This is a genomic window from Shewanella sp. SG44-6, from assembly GCF_014164185.1.
GTDB classification, from domain to species: domain Bacteria; phylum Pseudomonadota; class Gammaproteobacteria; order Enterobacterales; family Shewanellaceae; genus Shewanella; species Shewanella vesiculosa.
On sequence record NZ_JACJER010000004.1, the window covers coordinates 46964 to 70900 of the forward strand.

At 42.1% G+C, this 23937-nt stretch carries 20 protein-coding genes; 14 read left to right on the forward strand and 6 right to left on the reverse strand.

Features of this window, described 5'->3' with window-relative positions; translation table 11 throughout:
- Positions 1 to 37: 37 nt before the first annotated feature.
- Entirely contained in the window at positions 38 to 550 is a 513-nt protein-coding gene (locus H5185_RS01445; protein WP_259395664.1) for a malate synthase, read from the forward strand.
- Between the two features lie 156 nt (positions 551 to 706).
- On the opposite strand, the gene ccoG is transcribed toward H5185_RS01445, so the two are convergent.
- The 3 genes from ccoG to H5185_RS01460 form a co-directional block, all read right to left on the reverse strand.
- Positions 707 to 2170 carry a cytochrome c oxidase accessory protein CcoG gene (ccoG, locus tag H5185_RS01450; protein ID WP_182741140.1) on the reverse strand — a complete coding sequence of 488 codons (1464 nt, stop codon included), beginning with the start codon at positions 2168 to 2170 and terminating at the stop codon, positions 707 to 709.
- 172 nt (positions 2171 to 2342) lie between these two features.
- Positions 2343 to 3785, reverse strand: a complete 1443-nt coding sequence (locus H5185_RS01455; RefSeq protein WP_182741141.1) for a sigma-54-dependent Fis family transcriptional regulator — start codon at positions 3783 to 3785, stop codon at positions 2343 to 2345.
- Between the two features lie 203 nt (positions 3786 to 3988).
- Positions 3989 to 4639: a paraquat-inducible protein A gene (locus H5185_RS01460; protein ID WP_182723175.1), complete on the reverse strand. Its 651-nt coding sequence runs from the start codon at positions 4637 to 4639 to the stop codon at positions 3989 to 3991.
- 154 nt (positions 4640 to 4793) lie between these two features.
- On the opposite strand from H5185_RS01460, the gene H5185_RS01465 reads away from it, so the two are divergent.
- From H5185_RS01465 to H5185_RS01480, 4 genes are read left to right on the forward strand one after another with little or no spacing between them, the layout of a single operon-like run.
- Positions 4794 to 5495: a methylamine utilization protein gene (locus H5185_RS01465; RefSeq protein ID WP_182741142.1), complete on the forward strand. Its 702-nt coding sequence runs from the start codon at positions 4794 to 4796 to the stop codon at positions 5493 to 5495.
- Positions 5485 to 7794 (forward strand): bifunctional diguanylate cyclase/phosphodiesterase, encoded by a 2310-nt coding sequence (locus H5185_RS01470; RefSeq protein ID WP_182741143.1) that lies wholly within the window; start codon positions 5485 to 5487, stop codon positions 7792 to 7794. Before H5185_RS01465 ends, H5185_RS01470 begins: the two co-directional genes overlap by 11 nt.
- A gap of 18 nt (positions 7795 to 7812) precedes the next feature.
- A complete protein-coding gene (locus H5185_RS01475) occupies positions 7813 to 8655 on the forward strand; it encodes a DUF3034 family protein (protein ID WP_124016714.1) in 843 nt (280 codons plus the stop codon).
- Positions 8655 to 9086 carry a group 1 truncated hemoglobin gene (locus H5185_RS01480; protein WP_124016713.1) on the forward strand — a complete coding sequence of 144 codons (432 nt, stop codon included), beginning with the start codon at positions 8655 to 8657 and terminating at the stop codon, positions 9084 to 9086. Before H5185_RS01475 ends, H5185_RS01480 begins: the two co-directional genes overlap by 1 nt.
- A gap of 34 nt (positions 9087 to 9120) precedes the next feature.
- On the opposite strand, the gene H5185_RS01485 is transcribed toward H5185_RS01480, so the two are convergent.
- Positions 9121 to 10314 carry an HD-GYP domain-containing protein gene (locus H5185_RS01485; protein WP_124016712.1) on the reverse strand — a complete coding sequence of 398 codons (1194 nt, stop codon included), beginning with the start codon at positions 10312 to 10314 and terminating at the stop codon, positions 9121 to 9123.
- 353 nt (positions 10315 to 10667) lie between these two features.
- Between H5185_RS01485 and H5185_RS01490 the strand changes: the two genes are divergently transcribed.
- On the forward strand, positions 10668 to 12026 hold the full coding sequence (locus tag H5185_RS01490; RefSeq protein WP_371697336.1) for an isochorismate synthase MenF: 1359 nt from the start codon (positions 10668 to 10670) through the stop codon (positions 12024 to 12026).
- 304 nt (positions 12027 to 12330) lie between these two features.
- Positions 12331 to 13011: a 7-cyano-7-deazaguanine/7-aminomethyl-7-deazaguanine transporter gene (locus H5185_RS01495; protein ID WP_124016710.1), complete on the forward strand. Its 681-nt coding sequence runs from the start codon at positions 12331 to 12333 to the stop codon at positions 13009 to 13011.
- Positions 13012 to 13551: 540 nt separating this feature from the next.
- On the opposite strand, the gene H5185_RS01500 is transcribed toward H5185_RS01495, so the two are convergent.
- Both H5185_RS01500 and H5185_RS01505 read right to left on the reverse strand, forming a co-directional pair.
- Positions 13552 to 15642: a HAMP domain-containing sensor histidine kinase gene (locus H5185_RS01500; protein ID WP_124016773.1), complete on the reverse strand. Its 2091-nt coding sequence runs from the start codon at positions 15640 to 15642 to the stop codon at positions 13552 to 13554.
- Between the two features lie 56 nt (positions 15643 to 15698).
- Complete coding sequence (locus H5185_RS01505; RefSeq protein WP_182741145.1) at positions 15699 to 17087, reverse strand: sigma-54 dependent transcriptional regulator; 1389 nt, start codon at positions 17085 to 17087, stop codon at positions 15699 to 15701.
- A 643-nt stretch (positions 17088 to 17730) separates the two neighbouring features.
- Here H5185_RS01505 and H5185_RS01510 point away from each other — a divergent pair.
- From H5185_RS01510 to mutM, 7 genes are all read left to right on the forward strand, one after another.
- Positions 17731 to 18495: a substrate-binding domain-containing protein gene (locus H5185_RS01510; RefSeq protein ID WP_404948438.1), complete on the forward strand. Its 765-nt coding sequence runs from the start codon at positions 17731 to 17733 to the stop codon at positions 18493 to 18495.
- Positions 18492 to 19199 carry an ABC transporter permease gene (locus tag H5185_RS01515; RefSeq protein WP_182741147.1) on the forward strand — a complete coding sequence of 236 codons (708 nt, stop codon included), beginning with the start codon at positions 18492 to 18494 and terminating at the stop codon, positions 19197 to 19199. Before H5185_RS01510 ends, H5185_RS01515 begins: the two co-directional genes overlap by 4 nt.
- A gap of 58 nt (positions 19200 to 19257) precedes the next feature.
- Positions 19258 to 19950, forward strand: a complete 693-nt coding sequence (locus tag H5185_RS01520) for an energy-coupling factor ABC transporter ATP-binding protein (protein ID WP_404948439.1) — start codon at positions 19258 to 19260, stop codon at positions 19948 to 19950.
- Positions 19934 to 20524, forward strand: a complete 591-nt coding sequence (mobA, locus tag H5185_RS01525; protein WP_182741149.1) for a molybdenum cofactor guanylyltransferase MobA — start codon at positions 19934 to 19936, stop codon at positions 20522 to 20524. The genes H5185_RS01520 and mobA overlap by 17 nt, the downstream gene beginning before the upstream one ends.
- A 17-nt stretch (positions 20525 to 20541) precedes the next feature.
- Positions 20542 to 22359 (forward strand): bifunctional molybdopterin-guanine dinucleotide biosynthesis adaptor protein MobB/molybdopterin molybdotransferase MoeA, encoded by a 1818-nt coding sequence (locus H5185_RS01530; protein WP_182741150.1) that lies wholly within the window; start codon positions 20542 to 20544, stop codon positions 22357 to 22359.
- Between the two features lie 277 nt (positions 22360 to 22636).
- The gene (locus H5185_RS01535; RefSeq protein ID WP_182741151.1) at positions 22637 to 23095 is read left to right on the forward strand and encodes a hypothetical protein; all 459 of its coding nucleotides are present in this window, start codon (positions 22637 to 22639) and stop codon (positions 23093 to 23095) included.
- An 8-nt stretch (positions 23096 to 23103) separates the two neighbouring features.
- Positions 23104 to 23919, forward strand: coding sequence for a bifunctional DNA-formamidopyrimidine glycosylase/DNA-(apurinic or apyrimidinic site) lyase (gene mutM / locus H5185_RS01540; RefSeq protein WP_124016702.1), 816 nt, complete (start codon positions 23104 to 23106; stop codon positions 23917 to 23919).
- Positions 23920 to 23937: the final 18 nt, after the last annotated feature.

Genomic DNA, 23937 nt, shown 5'->3' on the forward strand with positions numbered 1-23937 from the left:
GACCGACAACAACACGAAGAGGAATAAGGCGATGAATATGTCTACTCAAGCAAGCGCAACAGCCACCCAAAACCTTAACCGCTTCATTGGTGAGCAATTTGTGGCAACGACCAATCCACAGGATCGCAGCACAAATGCAAAAGACTTTTTGGATGCACAATTTCCATTAGCCGAAGGCTCACACCAAGATGTCAGCAGCTATGTTGTTTACTACACCCACTTATTAGCATTTTTGAAAGATGGTTCTCAGTGTGGTTTACAAAATCCATGTCAATTTGTGGCATTGACGGGTCATAAAAGTGAACCGACTTCAGTGGTGTTAAAGAATAATGATACCCATGTTGAGATTAGCTTCGACCGCCAAGGACAAATGGGCACCACAGACCAAGCTAATATTGAAGACATTCAGGTTGCGATTCCAATTAAGAATTTACCTACGCCATACAAACAATGGATTAGCTTAATCCACACAGGCTGTCAGCCAACAGAAGGCAACTGTAAAGTGTTTACCGCTAAAGACGGCAGCGACTACGCACTGCATCAGCGTTAATACGTTAGCGCGATAACACTGCGACCATTTAGCAAAAAAGGCTTGTCCCATTAATAATGCGACAAGCCTTTTTGTTACTTAACCATGTTACTGTGTTGCATCGAGTAAGGTCAGCACGTCTTTATGTCGTCATACTGAGATACAGAGATTACGAGATTATGGCCAAAAGAACCGTGATGTTTGCGAGGTCTGGTTCGCTGGTTCCGTTGGCGTTGGATTTTCCAAGCTTTGAATTTGGGTGACCCTAAATTGCACTGTTTGTTGCGTACTCTCACTCGCTCGGTTACTTAAGCGGCCACTGACGGTCAACGGATAATCCAGTTGTTCTGCAGGTTTTATCGCAATCAAGCTGTCGGTAACGATTTGCAATACTTGCTCTTGAGCATCGTCACTGTGGATACTGATTTGATAAAAAGCCATTTGTTGCGTTTTATTGCGAATTTTGAGCTGATAGCTGTTTTCAACCTGGTCGACGCCCACTTGACGATACAAGGTTTGGCGATCGCGGATCACATTAAGCTGTATATGGCTTAAGTGGCTTAAATCGCTAATGATCAGAATAATCATAATCAATAGTGCACTGGCATAACCGAGAGATTTTAGTGACCACAAACTAGCTTTTGCTTGTCCTGTTAAGGCATTCTCGCTGGTAAAGCTGATTAAATTAGCGGCATAACCAAATTTTTCCATGGTCTGATTACATGCATCAACACAGGCACCACAGTTAATGCATTCGTATTGTAAGCCGTTACGAATATCAATCCCAGTTGGGCAAACATCAACACACAAATTACAGTCTACACAGTCACCTAGCTCCGTTTTTTGTGAACGTTTACGTGGCCCACGAGACTCACCTCTAGCAGCATCATAGCTAACCGTTTTAGTATTGGCGTCAAACATCACCGCTTGAAAACGTGAGTAAGGACAGCAATGCAAACACATCATTTCACGCATCCAGCCGGCATTTAAATAAGTGCAGATGGCAAAAAACCACACCCATGTACCAGTCCAAAAGCCACTGTTTGCGCTAAATATATCAACATACAACTCGCGTGCAGGCATAAAGTAACCAATAAATCCGCAGCCGGTCAGCAAGGCAAACACCATCCACACCGCATGCTTAGTCACTCGTTTACGTACTTTACTCAATGACCATGGGGCTTTATCTAACGCCGCCCGATGATGATGATTACCCTCTACTTTGGCTTCAACCCACATGTAAATAAAGGTCCACGCGGTTTGTGGACACAAAAAACCACACCACACCCGCCCCCAGTAAACAGTAACAAAAAACAGCCCAAAAGCAGCAGCCATAAAAAACCATGCAAATACGGTAAAGTCTTGTGGCCACAAGGTGATATTGAAGAAAAAGAATTGCTGTTCGGTTACATCAAACAGAATGGCTTGCCGGCCTTGGTAATTGATAAATGGGATCAGGAAAAAAATCGCAATCAGTAAAGTATTACTGTGCTGACGCAGTCGTTGAAAAACACCCTTCTGTTCTCGAACATGAATTTTTGTCGACGGCGTAGCAATTTGCACCACTGGGATCCGTTGTGAAACGGCAGCGTTATCGACTGACATAATCGCTGCCGGAGTTTGAGATGATAATTTAGGCATGAAGATATTCCTATAACACAATATTGCCCTGTTATAGCAAAGACTAAGCCAACTCAAGAATCACCTTAATTGCATGATTTTAAACAACTAAAATAAAATCCCCATAAATAAAAATCACGATATATCATCTTTTACGCGATATATCGCGACTTAATAAAGTGAGTAATAAAAATTAGCGCGTAATGGCTAACTTTTTCATCCGAGATCGCAAGGTACTCGCAGGCATATCTAACATTGCAGCAGCACCAGACGGGCCAGAAATACGCCAATGGCTAGCATTTAATACCGTAATAATATGCGCGGCTTCGGCTTGGGCCATGGTTAACGTGCTAGCTGCCAATGGAGGGGCAACCACTGCGGGCAAAGTATTAAACAGTAAATGGCCACTTTGCGATAAAATCATTTCTCGCTCAATCAGGTTTTGTAACTCACGTACGTTACCTGGCCAAGCATATTGCTGTAAGTTCTTCAGCCCTTTAGCACTCACTTTAGTGATTTTTTTTCCAAGCTTTTTACTCAGTGATGTGACTAAATCACTGACCAATTGTGGAATATCTTCACGGCGCTCTCGTAAAGGAGGCACGGTAATTGGAAATACGTTCAGGCGGTAATATAAGTCCATGCGAAACAAGCCCTGTTCTACTCGTGCGGCTAAATCGTGATGGGTGGCAGCAACTAAGCGAATATTAACCTTAATGGTTTCACTACTGCCAACACGCTCGAAGCTTTGCTCTTGAATCACTCGCAACAATTTAGATTGTGCCGATAAACTTAGCTCGGCAATTTCATCTAAAAATAAGGTGCCATTATTGGCTAATTCAAATCGGCCTTTGCGACGCGCTGTGGCACCAGTAAATGCGCCTTTTTCATGCCCAAACAGCTCACTTTCTAGCAAGGCCGTCGAAAATGCAGCGCAGTTAACACTTACCATAGGCTGGTCTTTACGATGACTTAGCCTATGTAAGTTACGCGCAACTAACTCTTTGCCGGTGCCGTTTTCACCACAAATTAATACCGTACTGTCGGTATTTGCGACTAAGTGGATCTGTTGAATGAGTTGATTGATAGATTGGCTGTTACCCGATATTCCTGAGGCGCCTTGCTGACCTTGAAGCTCAGTGAGTAAGTATTGATTTTCTGATGCTAAACGTTCTGACAAAGCCTGCACTTGTGCCAATGCTTGTCTCAATGATTGCTCGGTATGTTTTTGCATGCTTACATCACGAAATATCGCGATAACACCGACGAGTTGTTGCTGATCATATACTGGGGTTGAACTGTAATACACTGGAAAGCTGCTGCCATCTTTACGCCAAAATACATCGTCGGTCACTTGCCGAGGGATAGCATCATGTAAGGTGCGATAAATAGGGCAATCATGCTGAGGATAATGACTGCCATCTGCATGACTATGATGATGACAGTCATGAATATTTCTGCCAATTAATTCGGCACTTTTCCAGCCGGTCATTTGTTCTGCCGCGGGGTTGATAAATACTGCATTACCCGCTAAATCAAAACCATATACACCCTCTGTCATGGCATTAAGCAATAGAGTATTTTCGGGTAGAAAATGATCAGAGCCAATATAGTCAGTGGTTGTAGAGTCAGTCATAGTCAATCTTAAGGTTACCAATGCATATGCTCATTATAACCATTGCAAAACATAAGTCGCGAAATATCACGACTTTGAATATCCAAAACAATAATGACTTATTTTCGTGTTATTCACGACTCATCAAGATAATGAGAAACTGATTTACGCTCTTTTTATTTTAAGGTCGATATTATCGTCGTCAGCCCAAAAACCCAGCAGCATCAGTCGTCAATATTAACAAAGGTACTCTGTGACTTTCGCGTTTGTGTCATGTCGATCATCATCTGGCTGGCGATTGAAAAAATACAGTAGCCTAGAAAATAATAGAAACCGATTTCAAACTGAGATTGAGTCTTAAGCATATCGCCCATACCGGCTGAAGCATTACCTGCCATGTAGGTCACGATAATAGCAACCACAAAAACATCGGCCATAGACCATTTGCCGATAGCGCCAATCATACTGTTAAGCTGTTGTTTGATTCGCTGGGGCACTGGCAGTAGTAATATCAGCATAGTGATTAACTTCACTGCGGGGATCACAATACTAAATAACCCCACTAACATGGCGACGATTAGATTATGAGACTGGTACAGAGCCACTATAGTATCTATGATACTGCGGCTATTGCGAAACACCTCCACCTCTCCCTCAAGTGTATCTAGGCCAAACAGACTGGCCGCAACATCGAGTATTCCACGGGTATTAGCACGAGAATCTTCGGTGAGGTTTTGGGTTAACATGTCTTTACCCGTATCAAGCAACTGTGACTTTTCAATCGTTCCTGTCATCGTTAACATGGGCTCTGTTACACCGGGAATGAGTAATATTAACGATATCAATACTAAACTAATCGATAAATACACTTTCATGAACACCTCGGTTAATAATTTGTAGCAAAACAAATGGTCGTATTTTACTGCGATAATGATGTATTTTGAGTATGCTAGGTTATGATGTCATATTGTTCATATGATTAGCCATTATGTTGCAACCCGCTCTACTGTCTAATAATGAGGCGAATACATGCCAATGTTCCGGTTTACGACATACTTACTCTGGTTAACTTATATTATTTCAGCATCAGTGACTGCGGCAACCTTAACGGTTGATGTTACCGATGCTCAAGGTAATATGCTCAGTGATAGCGTGGTAGAACTTATTTCGACTGCGCCACTTGAAGCAACCTCGACAACAGAAATAACACTGCCTGCTACAACCCATTACGAAATGCGTCAACAAGATCGCGTATTTTACCCTTTTGTGTTAGCTGTGCCACAAGGGGCAAATGTTGATTTTCCTAATTTAGATCGTACTCGACACCATGTTTATTCCTTTTCTGAAGCCAAACAATTTGAGCTAAAATTATACGTAGGCACGACCGCAGATCCGATTACCTTTGATAAAGCGGGTCTAGTCGCTATCGGCTGTAATATCCATGACTATATGCAAGCCTTTATTTACGTTGCTAAAAGTCCTTACTTCTCGGTAAGTGATGCGTCGGGAAAAATACAATTAACGGATGTACCGCCAGGTGAATATCAAGTTAAGATTTGGCATCCTTGGCAAATTGTTGCACCAGCATCATCTTCGATTATCCTTAATGATGGCGCCAATCAATTAGCGCTTAGTGTCGATATAGAACACCAAAATAAACCATCATCGCCACCTAGCGGATTTGGTGCTTCTGATCATGCCAGCCATATGATGGGACAACATGCCAAATAGTTTTCGCAGCAGATTAATCATTGCATTTTTACTCATATTAACTTTAATGCAGTTAACTACTGCCTTGTTTGTGTTAAGCGCAACTCAACGAGATTTCCGCCAACAACAAACTCAAAATCTTAAAATTGGCTCTAACGTTTTTGTCGAAATGTTGTCAAATCGCAACAAGCAGCTTAACCAAAGTTTGTCATTATTAAGTGCTGACTTTGGCTTTAAGCGCGCGGTCGCGACCGGCGAGCAAGATACAATATCATCCGTTTTAGCGAACCACGGCCGTCGGATTAATGCCGATGCCGCTATTCTACTCTCTCCGCAGGGAACCCTGCTGTCATCTAGTTTACAAGGCCTGACTAAAGCGAATATTGATGAGTTATTTGCATTAACAAAAAATCGCTCAACCACGTTCGAAATTTTTAATTATGATCACAGTAGCTACCAATTTGTTTTGCAGCCCGTTAAAGCACCTACATTAATCGCTTGGGTTGGTATGGGCTTTGCGATGGATAAAAACGTCGCCGACCAAGCAAAAACCATTACCGGGATCGATATTAGTTTCATTAACCAGTCGGCTGACAGAGTTGAAATAGTCTCCACCCTGCCAACCGCTCAGCAACAAGATGTTTTAGCGCAGATGGATCAATTAGACCAAACTATCGATGTGGTCAGCGACGACGTCCCACTGGGCTATTTATCTACCACCATTGCATTAGACAACAATAGCGATAATCAATTAGCGGTATTACACCAATCGAATATTAAGTGGCAGCAAAATTACGATGCATTACGCAATAACATGTTACTTGTATTTGCGATAACCTGTTTACTGGCCTTTATGATTGCAGCCTGGTTTGCTGGCGGCTTAACCAAACCTATTTATGGATTGGTTAATTTTGCCCGCAAAGTGGGCCAAGGCGAAAATCCTCCGCCAATTAAAGGTGCTCCCGCAGAGTTACAAGTATTAGCCAACACCCTATCGATAATGCGTGAAAATATTGAGTCACGCAAAAATGACTTAGTGTACCAGTCACAGCACGATAACCTCACAGGCTTGTATAACCGCGTAGCAGCTAAACAACTCCTTAGTCAGCTGCTAAGCAAAATGCATGGCAACTTAGTGATGATAGACATCAAAAACTTTCGTCATTTGAATAACATTATTGGCTTTGCCAATGCCGATGATCTGTTGGTATTGTTTGCCAGTCGCTTAGAAAGCTTATCTCCAACAGCACAGTTAATATCGCGCTTAGATGGCGACTCGTTTTTATTGTTATTCCAACCTGGTATTGATGAGCAACAGCTTGATAATTATTTACGCTTATTAACTCAACCCTTTGCCATTCAAGGATCAAAAATCACAGTCAACGTTCGCGTAGGGATGGTAGATTTATCCCGAGGCTATGACAGTAATGATATCGATACCTTGATTCGCCATGCTGAAATTGCCTTAAACCAAGCCCGCATGGAATCATTAAGTATTGCCACTTATCAACAAGGCGAAGATGAGCGCTATCTGCGTGAATTAATGATCATCCGCGATTTACCGATAGCCCTAAGTCAAGGGCAACTGCATTTAGTGTTTCAGCCCAAAGTTGATATTCAGACGAATCATTGCCATGGAGCAGAAACCCTGATCCGTTGGCTGCATCCTGAATTAGGGTTTATTCCACCGGATGAATTTATTCGCTTAGCTGAAAACTCAGGTAATATCTCGATTATTAGCGAGTGGGTGCTCAATACCACCATAAAACAGCTAGCCAAATGGCAGCAACAAGGTATTTCACTTACGGTCGCGATAAATTTATCCGCCCACGACTTAACCAATCCTCAGCTACCACTGGACATTGAACAATTACTCATTAGCAATGATTTACCCATTACCGCCCTATCGATAGAGGTCACTGAAGGTGCGGTGATGAAGGATGCGCAAACGGTGATTGCGGTTTTGCAGCAATTTCGCAATATCGGTATATCGATTGCCATCGACGACTTTGGCACAGGACACTCTTCATTAGCCTATTTGAAATTATTACCGGTCAATGAAGTGAAGATTGATCGCAGTTTTATTAAAGATATTCATACCGATGCCACTGATTTAATGATCGTTGATACTAGCATTAGGTTAATTAAGGGACTTAACTTATCCGTAGTGGCTGAAGGCGTAGAATCCGCAGAAGGAATCGATATTTTGCGCAAGCTTAATTGTGATATAATTCAAGGCTATGTGTATTCTAAGCCATTAAAAGCGGATGATTTTATTGTATGGTTTCAACAATTCAATCAATCTAATGTCCCATTCTAATGAAGATACGGTGCGCTAATGTATCAAATCATATGCATTATATTATCCGGGCTATTAAGCCTAATCGTGACGCAGGCCCAAGCTGATACGAGCAAAATTATCGCCACTGGCGGCGCAACCACTATTGAAGGTAGTGCCGGAGGTGGCATAGTACCTTGGGCGGTAATTAATGGTTATGCAAGCTCTGATCAATGGTCTTTAACCGCGATGAACTCCGCCGTTTACGTTGACGACTTTACCCTACATTCTATGGGAGCATCGTTAAGCATTGATAATCGCTTTGAACTGAGTATTGCCAAACAAACTTTTGATTTAGACACTCTGGGCGGCAAACTAGGCCAAGATATTGTAGGCATAAAATACAAACTGGCTGGTGAAGTACTCTATACCGCAATGCCGCAAATCAGCTTAGGATTACAGTACAAACGTGTTGACGACTTTGCCTTACCACAAGCGGTGGGAGCAAGAGATGATTGGGGGTTAGATGTGTATTTGGCCGCTAGCAAGGTCTATTTTGAAGCCATTGCAGGCCGTAACCTTGTAACCAACCTAACCCTGAGAGCCACCAAAGCAAACCAAACAGGTTTACTCGGATTTGGCACTGCAACCAACAACGATTACACCTTACAAGCCGAAGCTTCTATTGCGGTGTTATTAACTGATAATATTGCTCTGGGTTATGAGTACAAACAAAAACCAGATGAGTTGAGTTTTGCGCAAGAGCAAGATTGGCAAGATATTTTTGTCGCCTGGTTTGTTAATAAACACCTTTCGGTTGTCGGCGCATATGTCGATTTAGGCAGTATTGCCGGATTTAAGCAGCAACAAGGGTGGTATTTATCCGTAGAGGGAACACTGTAATGCTGAATGCTTTTAAACATCATCTACTGGTATTGGGCGCACTGTTATTACTGTCTACTGGCTGCGCAAGCCAACCAACAAGCCTTTACCAGCAGCTGGGGGGGAACAAAGGCATCAGTATGATCACCGACGATTTCCTGGTTAATTTGTCCCAAGACAAACGCCTCTTGCATCACTTTGAACAAACCGACATCAGTGTTTTTCGTCAACGGCTGATTGAGCATTTATGTGTTGTCACTGGCGGTGAGTGTCTTTATCAAGGAGCATCTATGTATGATGCCCATATCGGACTGCACATTAGCCAAGCCGACTTTGATGCCTTAGTGGGCCATTTGATTGAAGCCCTTAAACAACAGCATATTCCTATCGCAACACGTAATGCGCTTCTAGCTAAGTTAGCACCCATGTACCAACAGATTATTGGCCATTAGTTATTGCTATTCACTCACAGGGCTTTACTGGCATTTAGTAAAAAGGGCTAGGATCGACATCGAGCATACTTGGCGATACGCCTCGCTCAATATTTAACTCAGATTTAAGTAAATCCACCATAGTCACTTCGGTATAGTGCTTATGCTTGATTGAATAAAAGCACTTAACGATAGGATGCAAGGCATCGCGACCTTTAGCATCCCATACAATTCCTACACGCAGGTCCGATAGCTGTACTAATGAACCGACAGGGTAAATACCCACGCAGCGGATGAACTCATATACCAGTTTTTGATCAAGATGAAATGGTGTCAAGCTGATCAATATTTTAAATGCTGCCGCGGGGCTCATGGCTTCTTTGTAACAACGAGCAGCAGTTAACGCATCGAAAATATCTACAATACAACTCATTCGCCCATGCTGAGGAAGTTGCTCATCTTTGAGGCCATTAGGATAACCGCGGCCATCAAGCTTTTCATGATGCATTAAGCACACATCTTTACTCACTTGTGACAGCCCTGTTGTTTCATTCATGATTTCAATTGCATAAAATTGATGCAATTTCATGTGTTCAAATTCTTCTGGGGTCAGCTTACCTGGTTTGTGTAATATTTCGTTATCAACTTTAATTTTGCCGATATCATGTAAAATCCCCCCAACCGCCATTTGCTTAAGCAATTCGCGGTCAAGCTTAAGGTGCTTGCCAAAGGTGACGAGCAAAAAGGCAACATTGATAGAGTGTTCAAGTAAGTAAGCATCTTTGCTACGCAGTGCTGAGATACACTTAAATGCGTCGGCATCATCCATAACCGACTCAATCATTTTATCAGCAACATCTTCAAATTGACCCACTTCGATAGCTTTACCTTCGAAGGTTTCAGACATTACTTTTTTGATAAGCCCCTTGGCTTCAGCAAGTAACTTTTTAGCTTGCCCTCGCTGACCATCTCGAGTGACCGTCGCTTTACGCATTAATAGGCTGCTAGCAGAGCTTGCTCTTTCTGCTTTTTTTAATCCACAGGTGTCTGAAGAGCGTTCAATATCAACCCACACCAATGCAATATTGTTGGCTTTAAGTTTGACAATTGCATCACGGTATTTAATTTGTCCGGGATTACGGATGGCTACTTTACCGTTCTGATGATCTATCGCGGTAACAAACATGCCTAAAGCAAGTTTATCGATAGGGACTTTAATGACATTGCTTGATTCGGCAGAATCATTCATTGTACAAATTACTCCGGGAGACGAAACTAAAAAACGAAATCTGACTTGCAATTTCTAGTGATATTTTGAACTACTTTACTCAATTCAGCTAATTTTTACTTCAGATCATCACACAAATATCGATGGTACCTTAACAATGACTCGACGAGATGTTCGACATTGCTTTTCATTCTATAACGATCCAATAACACTAGCCAATAGCTGAATTCTTTAACATAGTTACCTAACAGACGCATTACCAAAATCTCATGGCTATATTAGCAATTCAGATCACACACTTTAATCTTGCTAATTGACACTTTTTCATCTGTTTATTAACGTTAACGCTTATGTTGATGTACGAGAGGCACAGATTGAAAGGTCACTTTTTTTCACCACAATTTAGCGAGTTGATCTCTAAGCTCGAACAACTTCGCAGCATACCGATCTGTGACCCTATAGTGCAACTGTCAGTCGATGCTCCAGCATTGCCATTAATCTCTTGGTTAAGTGCCCAAACCGTATACCCTAAAATTTATTGGCATGGCCGTGATAGAAATGAAGATGTCGCCGCTATAGGTTCATGTAAGGCATTTTATTTTGCCGACCAAGTCGACGACAATGCCTTAGCGCAAATCTATCAGCAACAGCGTAACAAAACCAATCACCAAGACATTCGCTATTACGGCGGTTTAGCGTTCGATCGCACGGTAGAATGTTGGCCTGAATTTGGCCGTGCACACTTTATATTACCTAGAATAGAATTACGCCGAAGCGGTCATAAGGTTAGGATATTAGTAAACCTTAATTTTGAGAATGGAAATGCTGAAGACGAAATCCAAGCTGCACTTGATACTATCGCAATGGTGCAAAAACCTGCTCCCTTGTCACCACCGAATAAACTCATGTTAATGGGTCGAAGTGATTTACCTAATTTTGCCCGTTGGAAGGAATTAGTTGAACAGGTCACCCAAGCTAATTTTATCAAATCGACCCCCAAAGTCGTCTTATCACGCCACAGCCAAATTGATGTAAATGACCATATTGACCCTTGGACTGTTTTAGCCTGTTGGCAAGGGCGTAATCCAAATAGCTTTCAATTTGGCTTTCAATTTAGCCCTGAACGCGCATTTATATCTTGTTCACCCGAACGGTTATATTTACGCCGCCAACAGGAACTGTTTACCGAAGCATTAGCCGGAACAACAGTGCGAGGGCTTAATCCTGATGAGGATGCATTACTGGCTCAAGCGCTATTAGATGATATTAAAAATAGCCATGAGAATCAGTTAGTTAGAGAGCATATTGTCAATGTACTCACACCATTAAGTCAGTATGTGGGCGCCGACGAGCAACCTAAAATATTTAAGCTTGATCATATTCAACATTTACATCGCGCTATTCGAGCACAGTTAAAACCAGGCATTAGTGATTTTGAATTATTACGGGCGCTGCATCCTACTCCTGCCGTAGGAGGTTTACCTCGCGAGGCGGCATTAAACTTTATTCGCCAGCGAGAAGGTTACGCTAGAGGTTGGTATGCTGGAGCTTGTGGTTATTTAAATCACCATGAATCAGAGTTTTCTGTTGCAATCCGCAGCGCTTTAATTGAACCCAGAAGAATCAACTTGTTTGCCGGAGCAGGTATTGTTGCGGGGTCAAATCCTGAAGCTGAGTGGCAAGAGCTGGAAAACAAATTAGCGACAGTATTGTCTATATTAATCGATTTTTAATATTCCTAAGCTGACTCCAACGATGCTTGCTCGCCATGACTAGGCCTTTCGCTTGTACAAAACCCATGCTATTATCCCGCCCCCATGATTGCTGACCGCCATGAATGCGCTTAAAAAGGTTAATTAAGTGGTGTATTTATCAGCAAACACGACCAATAAACTATAATGATAATATTCTCTATAACAGGTATTAACTTATCGGCTTAACTCAGGCTATATAGTCTCGTTAACGCCAGTAAATACTGTTAACTAATTAATAGCGGGTTCCCTCACCCCGCGCTAACCCAATTAAAAAGGCCACAATATGTTGACGTTAACCCAGGCGAAATATCGCCGAGCACTGATGCTATTAGTCAGTTTCCATATCTTAATTATTTGCGCAAGCAACTATCTTGTTCAGTTACCATTTCAGCTGTTTAGCTACCACACCACTTGGGGTGCATTTAGCTTTCCATTTGTCTATCTCGCCACCGACCTAACCGTAAGAATTTTTGGCCAACAAGCTGCTAGAGGCATTATTCTTAAAGCCATGATACCGTCACTTGTGGTGTCGTATTTAGTCGGGGTATTGTTTCACCAAGGTCAATTACAAGCATTTGGTGCATTAATCGAGTGGAACAGCTTTGTGTTTCGCATCGCCTTTGCCAGCTTTGTGGCGTACTTGATTGGCCAGCTAATGGACATCACTGTATTTGCTAAATTACGTCAGGCCAAAGCTTGGTGGGTTGCCCCAGCAGCTTCAACATTAGTGGGTAACTTAGTCGATACCTTAGTGTTTTTCAGTATCGCGTTTTATGCTTCCAGTGATGTATTTATGGCCACACATTGGCCAGAAATTGCTAGCGTTGATTACGCCTTTAAATTGATCGTGAGCTTAGGATTGTTTTTACCGGCTTATGGGGTGTTATTGAAGGTACTACAAGATAAAATTTTATTAAATGACATCACGACTGATGACGACATTATTATTCATGCATCAAAGTAATCGTTATTAGGATAGGTGAATAAGCAAAAAGCATCGTCAGCTCAATTACAGTGCCGCCGATGCTTTACTTATTTAATATGCTCAGTTTTTATCACATACGATGACAGTATTGTTGTTCTAAACAATATTCCACAGATTATCATCAGCACATTAATCGCAAGATGCGCCTCGCGTTCCAGTAACGTTCATCTAAGCGTGAACAATAACAATCAGACTAACACCAACCTCTAATACCAGAATAAGCGCCAAACTGTTTTATTTTACAAAATACATTTACATACAAGTAATAAAGCATAAACATTTTAATAAAAACAATAGCTTATTATTTTATGTGCTTAATTGAATGTAAAGATGCGATATATTACCTTAAATGCTTGCAAACACTAATGAGAATGATTATTATTAACTCGCGTTCCAAAACTCGGTTTAGTGATTAAAGACTTCATCACCTTTAATCACTTTTCAGAGTTCGCAAGCACGACATTGCTCATACACTCTTTGTGGCCGGATTCATCATCCGGCTTTTTTTTAGCTGTTTTCTTATTGTGCTTTTTCACCAAAATGTAAGCCTTCATAAGGCCCAAGTTGCTGATCATCTTTTGCCTTGTGGTAAAGACCAATGGTAAATATGGTGCCCTTACCTACTGTCGAATTCACTTCAATCGTACCACCAAGCCGTTTAATGATCCCATAGCTCAACGAGAGACCTAAACCGGTACCATCTTTACGTGTGGTATAAAATGGGTCAAAAATACGACTCAAATCTTCTTTATTAATCCCCACTCCCTCGTCTTCAACTTCAATTTTAACGCCAATCGTTTTGCCATCTTCTAGCCAGTCATATGTTCGTAGCCAAATTCGGCCTTTGTTTTCAATCGCATGAGCGGCATTAACCATTAAGTTAATCAGTACTTGTAACAGCTGGGGACGATTGACTTCAACATCACCTGTGGCAGTGAAATCTTTGATCAGTGTGACCTCTTGTTGTTCAATGGAATGGCGGGCTAACAACAGCATCTCTTCAACAATTTGCGTCACTGGTTGCGATGTTATGGGGGCATTGAACTCACCTGGACGGCTGTATTGCAGTAGGCTTCGTATAATTGTAGTGATCCGGCCCACTTGCTGGAGCACTAACTCGATCTCTTCTTCGACTACGGCAGCATTATCACCAAGTTCATATTTTAACAGCTCCATATTGCCCAAAATTACCGCGGTAGGATTATTAATTTCATGGGCGATACCTGCGATGAGCTCTCCTAATGCGGTAAGTTTTTCATTGGTGACCAACTGTTGTCTGGTCGCATGCAATAACGCCACATTACGCTCGAGCTCCTCCGTTTTATCTTGCAAGCTACGAGTACGCTGCTCAACTTTAATTTCAAGTTGCTCTGCAGCAGATTGAATTTGGGCATTACGTCGCTGTAATTGATCCAACATATTGTCAAATTGTTCGGCTAAATGTGCCAGTTCATTATCACCATTGATGTCTAATTTACCGATCCTGATATTGCGCCCAGATTGCACCGCAGTAACCACTTGGTGAATATACTCAATTGGCTGTAATAAGCTGTTTGCTCCCCGGTACACTAGAAAACCTGAAATCAATAACACAAACACTAAAATGGTACCGAGCTCGATAATATTGAGTAAATAATTATGCAGAAAAGGAGACTCAGAAAAGCCCACATAAACCATCCCAATCCGTTTACCGCGCACATCTTGTAAAGGTAAATAACCAGAGATGTACCAATCATTGAGAACAAAGGCACGATTTATCCATGTTTGACCTTCAACCAGTACTTGTTGATACACTTCATTAGACACCAGCGTACCTAATGCCCTATTGGGTTTATTCGGGTCTTTGGGAAATTGCTCCATCGGCACATTAGTACTAATCCGAATATTATCCAGAAAAAGGGTCACGGTACCGATTGAGCGTTCTGGTAATGTGCCTTTGCCGTACACTAAGTCACGAATATTATCGACGATGGCAGTATTGCGGTTAAACAACATACCACCATCTAAATACCAAAATACATTACCCGACTGGTCGGCTATCGGTAATAAGGTTCGGCTTAATAAACCACGTGTTTCGATATTTTGTAGAGGCTGTTTGGCATGTAATGTGGGAATTAAGCTAATGTTAGCTTGGGTTGCTAGACTTGAATTAATTCTTTCGAGACGTTTAGCTGACAGCACCATCAAACCAGAAAAAGCCTTCTGTTGAGTTTGGTGCAACATCAAACGTAAGTCGGGATCCGCGGCAGCATCTGCGACACGAATTAACCTTAGAAAGTCTAATCCTGATGCTTTTTGCTGCTGTTCTAATAGTATATTTAGCGCACTAATAACCTTGGGATCAGCTTGCTGCTGACTGTGTTGTAGTAACCTAAATGCATGTTGAAAATCCCATGATTTACTGATCGACTCTAAACTGTCTTGTTGGCGTTCCTGCACTTGCATCAAGGTACTATTAGCGACAACTAAATCAGCCTTTACCTTCATAAACAATTGTTTGCCCGTGTATATTACATTCCAATATATGGTTATAAAAACTAAGCTAACTAGGGTTAATACAATAGGCAGAGATGTCAGAAATAAGATCCGATAACGTACTTTGGCTTGCATTTGCTGCCAACTAATACCGAAAACTCGTGTAAAAAAACCCTTCGAATTCGGCACGTTTATGTTTCCTCGTGACCTTCTTCGGCGTGATTCAACCAATCTTTAAATTTTCGATCTAATGTTTTTCGCGACACACCTAAATCGCGGGCAGCAGCAGATTTATTGCCGTTATGATTATCAACAACCTTTGTGACATGTTGTTTTTCAACTTCTTTCAATGGCCAATTAAGCGGGTAACCCATGGCATCGTTGACCATAACTGACGCAGGTTTTTTCCAATATTCAGCAGGGGGTTTGCCTAATAAAATACACCGTTCAATCATATTACGTAGCTCGCGAATGTTACCAGGCCAATCATGTTGCTGCAGCACTTGCAGATCTTCGTGGCTCCAAATAACGTCTTTAATACCCAATTCTTGTGACAATTGTAAGGTAAAATAATGGGTAAGTTCAGCAACATCATCAGGGCGAGATCGCAAAGATGGAATAACAATATTTAATACATTCAAACGGTAAAATAGGTCGCGCCTAAAACGTCCCGCCTCAACCTCATCGATTAATAAACGATTAGTTGCCGCGATAACGCGCACATTAATATCCACTTCTTTTTCGCTTCCAACTGGACGAATCGCACGCTGTTCAAGCACTCTTAATAATGCCGTTTGCATATTCATTGGCATTTCGCCAATTTCATCCAAGAATATTGTGCCACCCGAGGCATAACTAAATAAGCCTTCACGATTACCTTTGGCCCCTGTAAATGCGCCTGCAGTATGGCCAAACAACTCACTGGCCAACAGATCTGGGGCTATTGCACCACAGTTCACCGGCACAAATGCACCACTTCGACCACTAAGCAGATGTAGCTGTCTGGCCACCAGCTCTTTACCCGTTCCAGACTCGCCTTCAATTAACACCACAGCGTTCGTCGGGGCGATGCGTTCAATCACTTCTTTAACATCGCGAATAGCTTCACTGTTACCGATAATAGTCGATGATTGACCGTGCGATAATTCACGCTTTAGCATAAAATTCTCACGCTTAAGCAAACGTTTTTCGATACAACGATCAACGGCAGTGATCATCTGCTCTAAATGAAACGGTTTCATAATAAAGTCACACGCACCCGCACGTAATGCTTTGATTGCCACATCCATATCGGCGTAACCAGTCATAAAAATAATATCGGATTGGTGCTCGGGATCATTAAGCGCTTCATGCCATTCAATACCCGATCTATCAGGCAAGCGAATATCCACAATCAATAAATCGAAATGACCATGACTGCGTAACTCTTCAGCTTGAGCAATTGAAGAAGCGGTTTCAACCAAGGCAAACTTTTTAGCCAAGGCTTTCATCAAAAAACTGCGCATACCGGGTTCATCATCAACAATGAGTACTGACATTGTGGTCTTTGCTACTGGGCTGGCATGTTCATTTGGACTCATAAATGGACTCTTATATGGACGCTTTGGCAAGCTTTGTAATACTGTATCACTGAATTCAAATCACTTGGTCACTATGAACCATAGAAAGGTGATCATGGGACAATTTGTCTAATATAAATAACCATAGCTTGGGAGCAAGTTCACAGTTTCGATTTTATGCGTGAACAGTATTTGCATTAAAGTACTTTGGCATTTAACTTGCTTATTACGTTGGGAATTAGTTATTTCCTAATGCATTTAATTTTTTAGTTAGGGCTTGTTGATCTTTCGAGATGAATTTTTACGCAGTTTATAGCCATTTCTCCGAGGCGAAGCTTATAGCATGTGATCATTCTACATGAACAAGCGGTCAAGTAATAGAAAGTGGCTACAAGTGCTGCCCGAAGGGTTCCACTTAAGCGTGTGACGCCTTTGCAAGTAGAAGTCTTTGTTGCAAATTATTCGCTTAGAAGGCTAGGCGTCATAACTTGCTCTGCGATTTTGATACAAGGTGCGACACGGTTTACGTTTAAAAATTTTGATAATCAAAGATCAACAGACCAAAATATGAATATCATAACGATTAATATATCAAGGAGCGGCAATGTTAAAACTCAAAGCAAGCATTAGTATTCTGATAGCAGCATCGGTACTTAGTGGAGCGATGTTTAGCCCTACTGCACTGGCAAATGAAGTGATTAAGTTAGCAACCACAACCAGTACTGAAAACTCAGGCCTACTGGGGGCACTGTTACCTAAGTTTGAAGCTGAATCAGGTTATACTGTTCAAGTTATTGCAACGGGTACAGGTAAAGCATTAAAACTTGCCAGCCAAGGAGATGTTGACGTTGTGATGACTCACGCCCCAGATGCTGAAGCGAAATTTATCGCCGATGGCGATGGTATTGAACCGCGCGGCATTATGGAAAATGATTTCGTGGTATTAGGACCTAAAAATGATCCTGCGGCAGTAAAGTCTAGCAAATTAGTCACTGAAGCCTTCAGTAAAATTGCCCAAAGTAACAGTAAATTTGTTTCTCGCGGTGATAACTCTGGTACCCACATGAAAGAATTAATCATTTGGAAAGATGCCGGCATTACACCAGACTTCGCAGGTTATACCTCTGTAGGCCAAGGCATGGGCAAAACGTTATTAATGGCGGATGAATTACAAGCTTATACATTAACCGATCGTGGAACGTATATTGCTTATAAAGCTAAGCTCGATCTCAGTATTAGCTTTGAAGGTGGCGATAAATTAGCTAACCCTTATCAGATCATGTTAATTAACCCAGCAAAATACCCAGACTTAAATCATAAGGGTGCCAGAGCATTGAGCGATTGGTTTATTAGTCCTGCAACACAAACTATGATTAACAATTATAAAGTGCAAGGAGAGCAATTGTTTAAGGCAACCTATAAAAAATGAGTGATGGCTGGTTAGTACTATTGCAGCAAGCATTTAGCTTGCTGCTCTCTTTTGACCCTCATGTTTGGGCCATTATTAATATTTCTTTTTCAGTGTCTTTTGCTGCACTATTGATCACGATTATTCCCTCTATTATTTTAGGTTTTATCCTTGCTTTTAGCCACTTTAGAGGTCGTTGGATTGTCACTAACTTAGTGCAAACTTTACAATCCATTCCTACCGTTGTAATCGGTTTATTAGTCTATTTGTTGCTAACCCGTAATGGCGCTTTAGGTGATTTAAAGTGGCTATTTACTCAAAAAGGCATGATTCTAGGTCAAATGCTAATTTGCGCCCCGGTATTGATAGCATTATCACAAGCAGCATTTTCGAGTGTCGATCGTCGAGCTTGGGAAACATCACGAACCTTAGGAGCATCCTGGTTACTCGCAGTGTGGACTTTATGCCGAGAATTACGGGTGCCACTCTTACTCGCTATTATCGCTGGTTTCAGTCGAATTTTAACTGAAGTGGGTTGCTCTATGATGGTCGGTGGCAATATTATGAATGTCACTCGTAATATCCCTACGGCTATCGCCCTCGAAACGAGCAAAGGCGATTTTGCCCAAGCAATTGCCTTAGGACTGGTGTTACTCATATTAGCCTTAGTGTTAAATTTCATCTTGGGTTCATTGCGAGGCAAAGCCGTCCCAAGGAGCCATTAAAATGTCGTTAGCGAATAACACTGTTAAATACCCAGTCAGTATTGAAGCTAAAGATGTCATGATTAAATTTAATCAAAAGATGTTATTTTGTGCTGATAGACTTAGCTTTAGTCAGGGTGATGTCATTTATCTGCAAGGTGATAATGGCTCAGGTAAATCAACCTTGATGAAGTTACTTGCTGGATTACAGTCCCCTACTAAGGGCCAAATTGAGAGTCATGGCTTTGTGCCCACACCTTGGTGGCGAACTCCGTCGCTTTTAGGTAAAGCAGTCTATTTGCATCAGCATCCTTACCTGTTTGAGGGGTCTGTCAAATACAACTTAACTTATGCCTTAGCTCAACTGTCGTTATCGTCAGAACAACGAAAAAAACGCATTAGCCAAGCGATTCATATGTCTCAATTAACTGACTTGCTTAACCACCATGCCAGTGACTTATCTGGCGGAGAGCGACAACGCCTTGCCATCGCAAGAGCCTGGATCGCTCAACCAAAACTATTAATGCTCGATGAACCGATTTCGAATATGGATAAACACTCGCAGAGTTTAGTGCTTGCGATGATTAATCAATTAAAACAAGATGGCACAGGACTATTAATCAGTAGCCATCAAACCTGTGGCCTGACGGCGTTATGTCATCAATATTGGCACATCAAACAACATACCATTCATACCAGCATGCATGTTCCTACAGTAGGAGAAGTGCATCAGGCTAATACAACGGAATTACATTATGGCACCACAAATTGACGCAGTAATTTTAGCTGGCGGCATGGCTAGGCGCATGGGTGGCAATGACAAAGGCTTAGTGAGTCTTAATGGCCAAGCCATGATTTGCCATACAATTGATAAGCTAAAAAGCCAAGTCGATGGCATTATGATTAATGCTAACCGTAATCAAGAGCAGTATGAACAATGGGGTTACAAAGTCTTTAGCGACCAAGATAGTGGTTATCTAGGGCCGCTTGCTGGAATGGTCACCGCATTAAAGCAAACTGAAGCAGATTATCTTCTGGTCGTGCCTTGTGATTGCCCAATGTTACCTGATGACTTAGTCGTAAGGTTATTAGCGGCTTTAGAGCAACAGCAAGCCGACCTTGCTATTGCAAGTGATGGTGAGTATGAACAACCCGTAGTGTTATTGCTAAAACCACATCTGGCGACATCGATGCAAGCTTTCTTAGATGGAGGCGATCGCAAAATTTTCTTATGGTACAGCCAGCATAAAGTGGCAGTAGAAAGTTTTGCCGATCAACCCAATGCATTCATTAATATCAACACGCTAGAACAAAAAAATAAAGTAGAAGAAAAAATCGCTAAGTAATTCAGTAGAGGTACTTCATGACAACATTATTTACCAATCCATTGCCAATCCCCGTTTTAGGTTTTTGTGCATACAGCGGCACGGGAAAAACGACCTTACTGAAACAACTTATTCCGTTATTGAATCAGCGTGGTTTACGTTTGGCAGTCATAAAACATGCTCACCATAATTTTGATGTCGATATTCCAGGTAAAGACAGTTTCGAAATGCGTAAAGCAGGAGCAAAACAAGTCTTAGTGGCGTCGAATATGCGTTGGGCGTTAATGACCGAAGATCCGCTCGATGATGATCCCCAGTTACAACACTTATTGCGTCAAATTGAAGTCGATAAAGTGGATATTGTTTTGGTAGAGGGCTTTAAAAAGTTAGCATTACCTAAAATTGAACTACATCGTGCAGCACATAATAAGCCATTGATCCATATCCATGATGACAATATTGTCGCTATCGCCTGCTGTGATGAAACGACGGTCCCTGCATCTTTAACTCGTTTAGATTTAAACAATGTGGCACAAATTGCTGATTTTGTTCAGCACTACCAACAAAACTGGCAAGCTACAGTCATCAATTTACCGGTTGATGCCAGTAAAGCGGCGAAAATAGACGACACCGCAAACAATAAAAACGGTATTAGTGTATCGCAAGGTGTCGCTGCAGTGTTGGCACAAATTACACCAACGAATCACCCCGAAGTCGTTGACCTGATTGATATCGATAACCATGTGTTAGCACAAGATATTATTTCTGAAATCAATGTGCCGCAGCAAACGAACTCCGCAATGGACGGTTACGCATTTGCCTTTAATAGCATAGCTAACGCCCCCCTCAAAGTTGTCGCTGAAGTGTTAGCAGGACATCACTATCCTAATATTTTACAAGACGGTGAAGCAGTGCGCATTATGACTGGAGCTACCGTGCCACAAGGCGCCGATACGATTCAGGCAATCGAACTGGCAAATGAGCAAAATCAAAAATTAATACTGCTTGAAACAGACAAGATTATCAAAGGCCAACATGTTCGCCTTGCTGGTGAGGATATAGCTCAAGGTCAAGTCGCTTTAGCTGCTGGTACAAGATTAGGCGCTGCAGAACTGGGATTAATGGCCTCACTCGGTTTCCATCGATTACCGGTATTTAAACGCCCGATTGTGGCGGTATTTTCTACCGGTGATGAAGTAAGTCAGCCCGGCGATCAACTAAAAGCTAACTGCATTTATGACGCTAATCGCTACACGATTTTATCTATGGCGAAAAAGCTCGGCTGTCAGGTCATCGATCTCGGTATCATAGATGACAACGAGCAGACACTGACCAATACCCTCATTGATGCCGGAACCAAAGCAAATATTGTGATCAGTTCTGGCGGCGTATCCGTAGGTAATGCCGATTACATTAAAATGGCTCTCGCGAATGTGGGCAATACCCATTTTTGGCGGATTAATATGCGCCCAGGAAGACCGCTTGCGGTGGGTAATATTAATCAAAGTCTCTTTTTTGGCTTACCGGGTAACCCAGTGGCTGTAATGGTGGCTTTTCTACAATTTGTGCAGCCGGCTATTCGTAAAATGGCAGGCGAAGCAAACTGGCTACCGCAATTTATTCCCGCCATTGCCAGCCAACCACTGCGAAGCAAAACAGGTCGCACAGAGTTTTTACGCGGTATTTATACTCTTGGGCCTGATGGCAAAATTCATGTCAGTACAACGGGAGCACAAGGTTCAGGCATGCTCAGTTCGATGGTCAATGCCAATTGCCTTATCGTCATTGGCGATGACCATGACACCATACCCGCTGGTGGACCTGTATTTATTCAGCCATTTGCCGATTTATTGTAACTGAAACTAAACACGCCCCCGATAGTCATTACACTAATATCATGACGTCATGATATTAGTGTAATGACTATCGGGGGAATGCAGTAAAGCAGGTAATTCATTGCTCATCGTTAACCTAAAACCCTATCCGCAACCGTATCAATACTACAACAAAGATTAACTTACGGATGACTCCTGAGCCGATTCGTTTTTTATCTCCTGGGTGATACACTCAAAAATCAACAGGGCACAATGCTGCTTTAAGATAAATAACATCATCCGATTAAAGGTAATGACTATGGCGCTTTCTCGTAAAAGTTGGAACTATATTATTATTGGAGCCAGTGTATTTATGATTGCCGTACTGTCTTTCATCAATGATAAAACGGCTAGCGTTCCCGCTGATGCTGTGGCTTTATTTGACTCGCAAATGCCTTTGAAGCAATTACACCTCGATGATATATGGCTAAGTCAACAAGATGGTCAATGGCAATGCCACCAGCAAGTACTCAATTGTCAGCAATGGGCCCAATCATGGCAAAACATTAGTGTGTCACCATTAAAAACCGAACCAGAGCATAGCCTTGCAGAGCAGACGCTCACTATTGCGATTAATCATGTTCACACAGCACAACAATGGCGTTATTTTCCAAATGAAGGTCTATTACAATCGTCGAACCAGAATTGGTATCAAGTACCACCCAGTTTACGCGCCGATTTACAGCCTATTCTTGCCGTTCCTTCTCAATCAAAATAAGAGTTTTTATGCCTGAATTACCGGAAGTTGAAGTAACCCGCCTTGGGATCAGTCCTTATCTCATAGACCAAACTGTCAGTGAGCTCATTGTCCGTAATGGATCATTACGCTGGCCAGTGCCTGACGTGGCACAAAATATTGTCGGCCAACGGATTAATAATGTTCGTCGCCGCGCCAAATATCTATTAATCGACACTGATGCGGGCATCACCATAGTGCATTTAGGTATGTCCGGTAGTTTACGTATTTTGCCGCGTAACACCCCGGTAGAAAAGCACGACCATATTGATTTAATCCTCGATAATGGTCGTATGTTGCGATTTAACGACCCGCGACGCTTTGGCGCCTGGCTATGGTACGAATTACCAGAAGAGGCTCATCCATTGCTATCAAAGCTTGGTCCAGAACCATTAAGCCCGCATTTCACACCATTACAATTGCAAGCTGCACTGGCTGGCAAGAAAAAAGCCATTAAGTTATGCCTAATGGATAATCATATCGTAGTGGGAGCAGGTAATATTTATGCTAATGAAGCACTATTTGCAGCAGGGATCCATCCACAAGCTGCCGCTGGGAGTATTGACCTAGAAAGGTTAACCATTCTTGTGGCGGAAGTTAAACAGATTTTGGCTCATGCTATTGAGCAAGGTGGAACAACATTGAAAGATTTCACTAATGCAGATGGTAAGCCAGGATATTTTGCGCAAAAGTTGCATGTTTATGGTCGCGGCGGCGAAACATGTACCAGCTGTGGCAACTTATTAAGCGAGATAAAACTCGGTCAGCGTACTACAGTATTTTGTGGTTTATGCCAGCAACGGTAAATGTCTAGCCACTGCGCC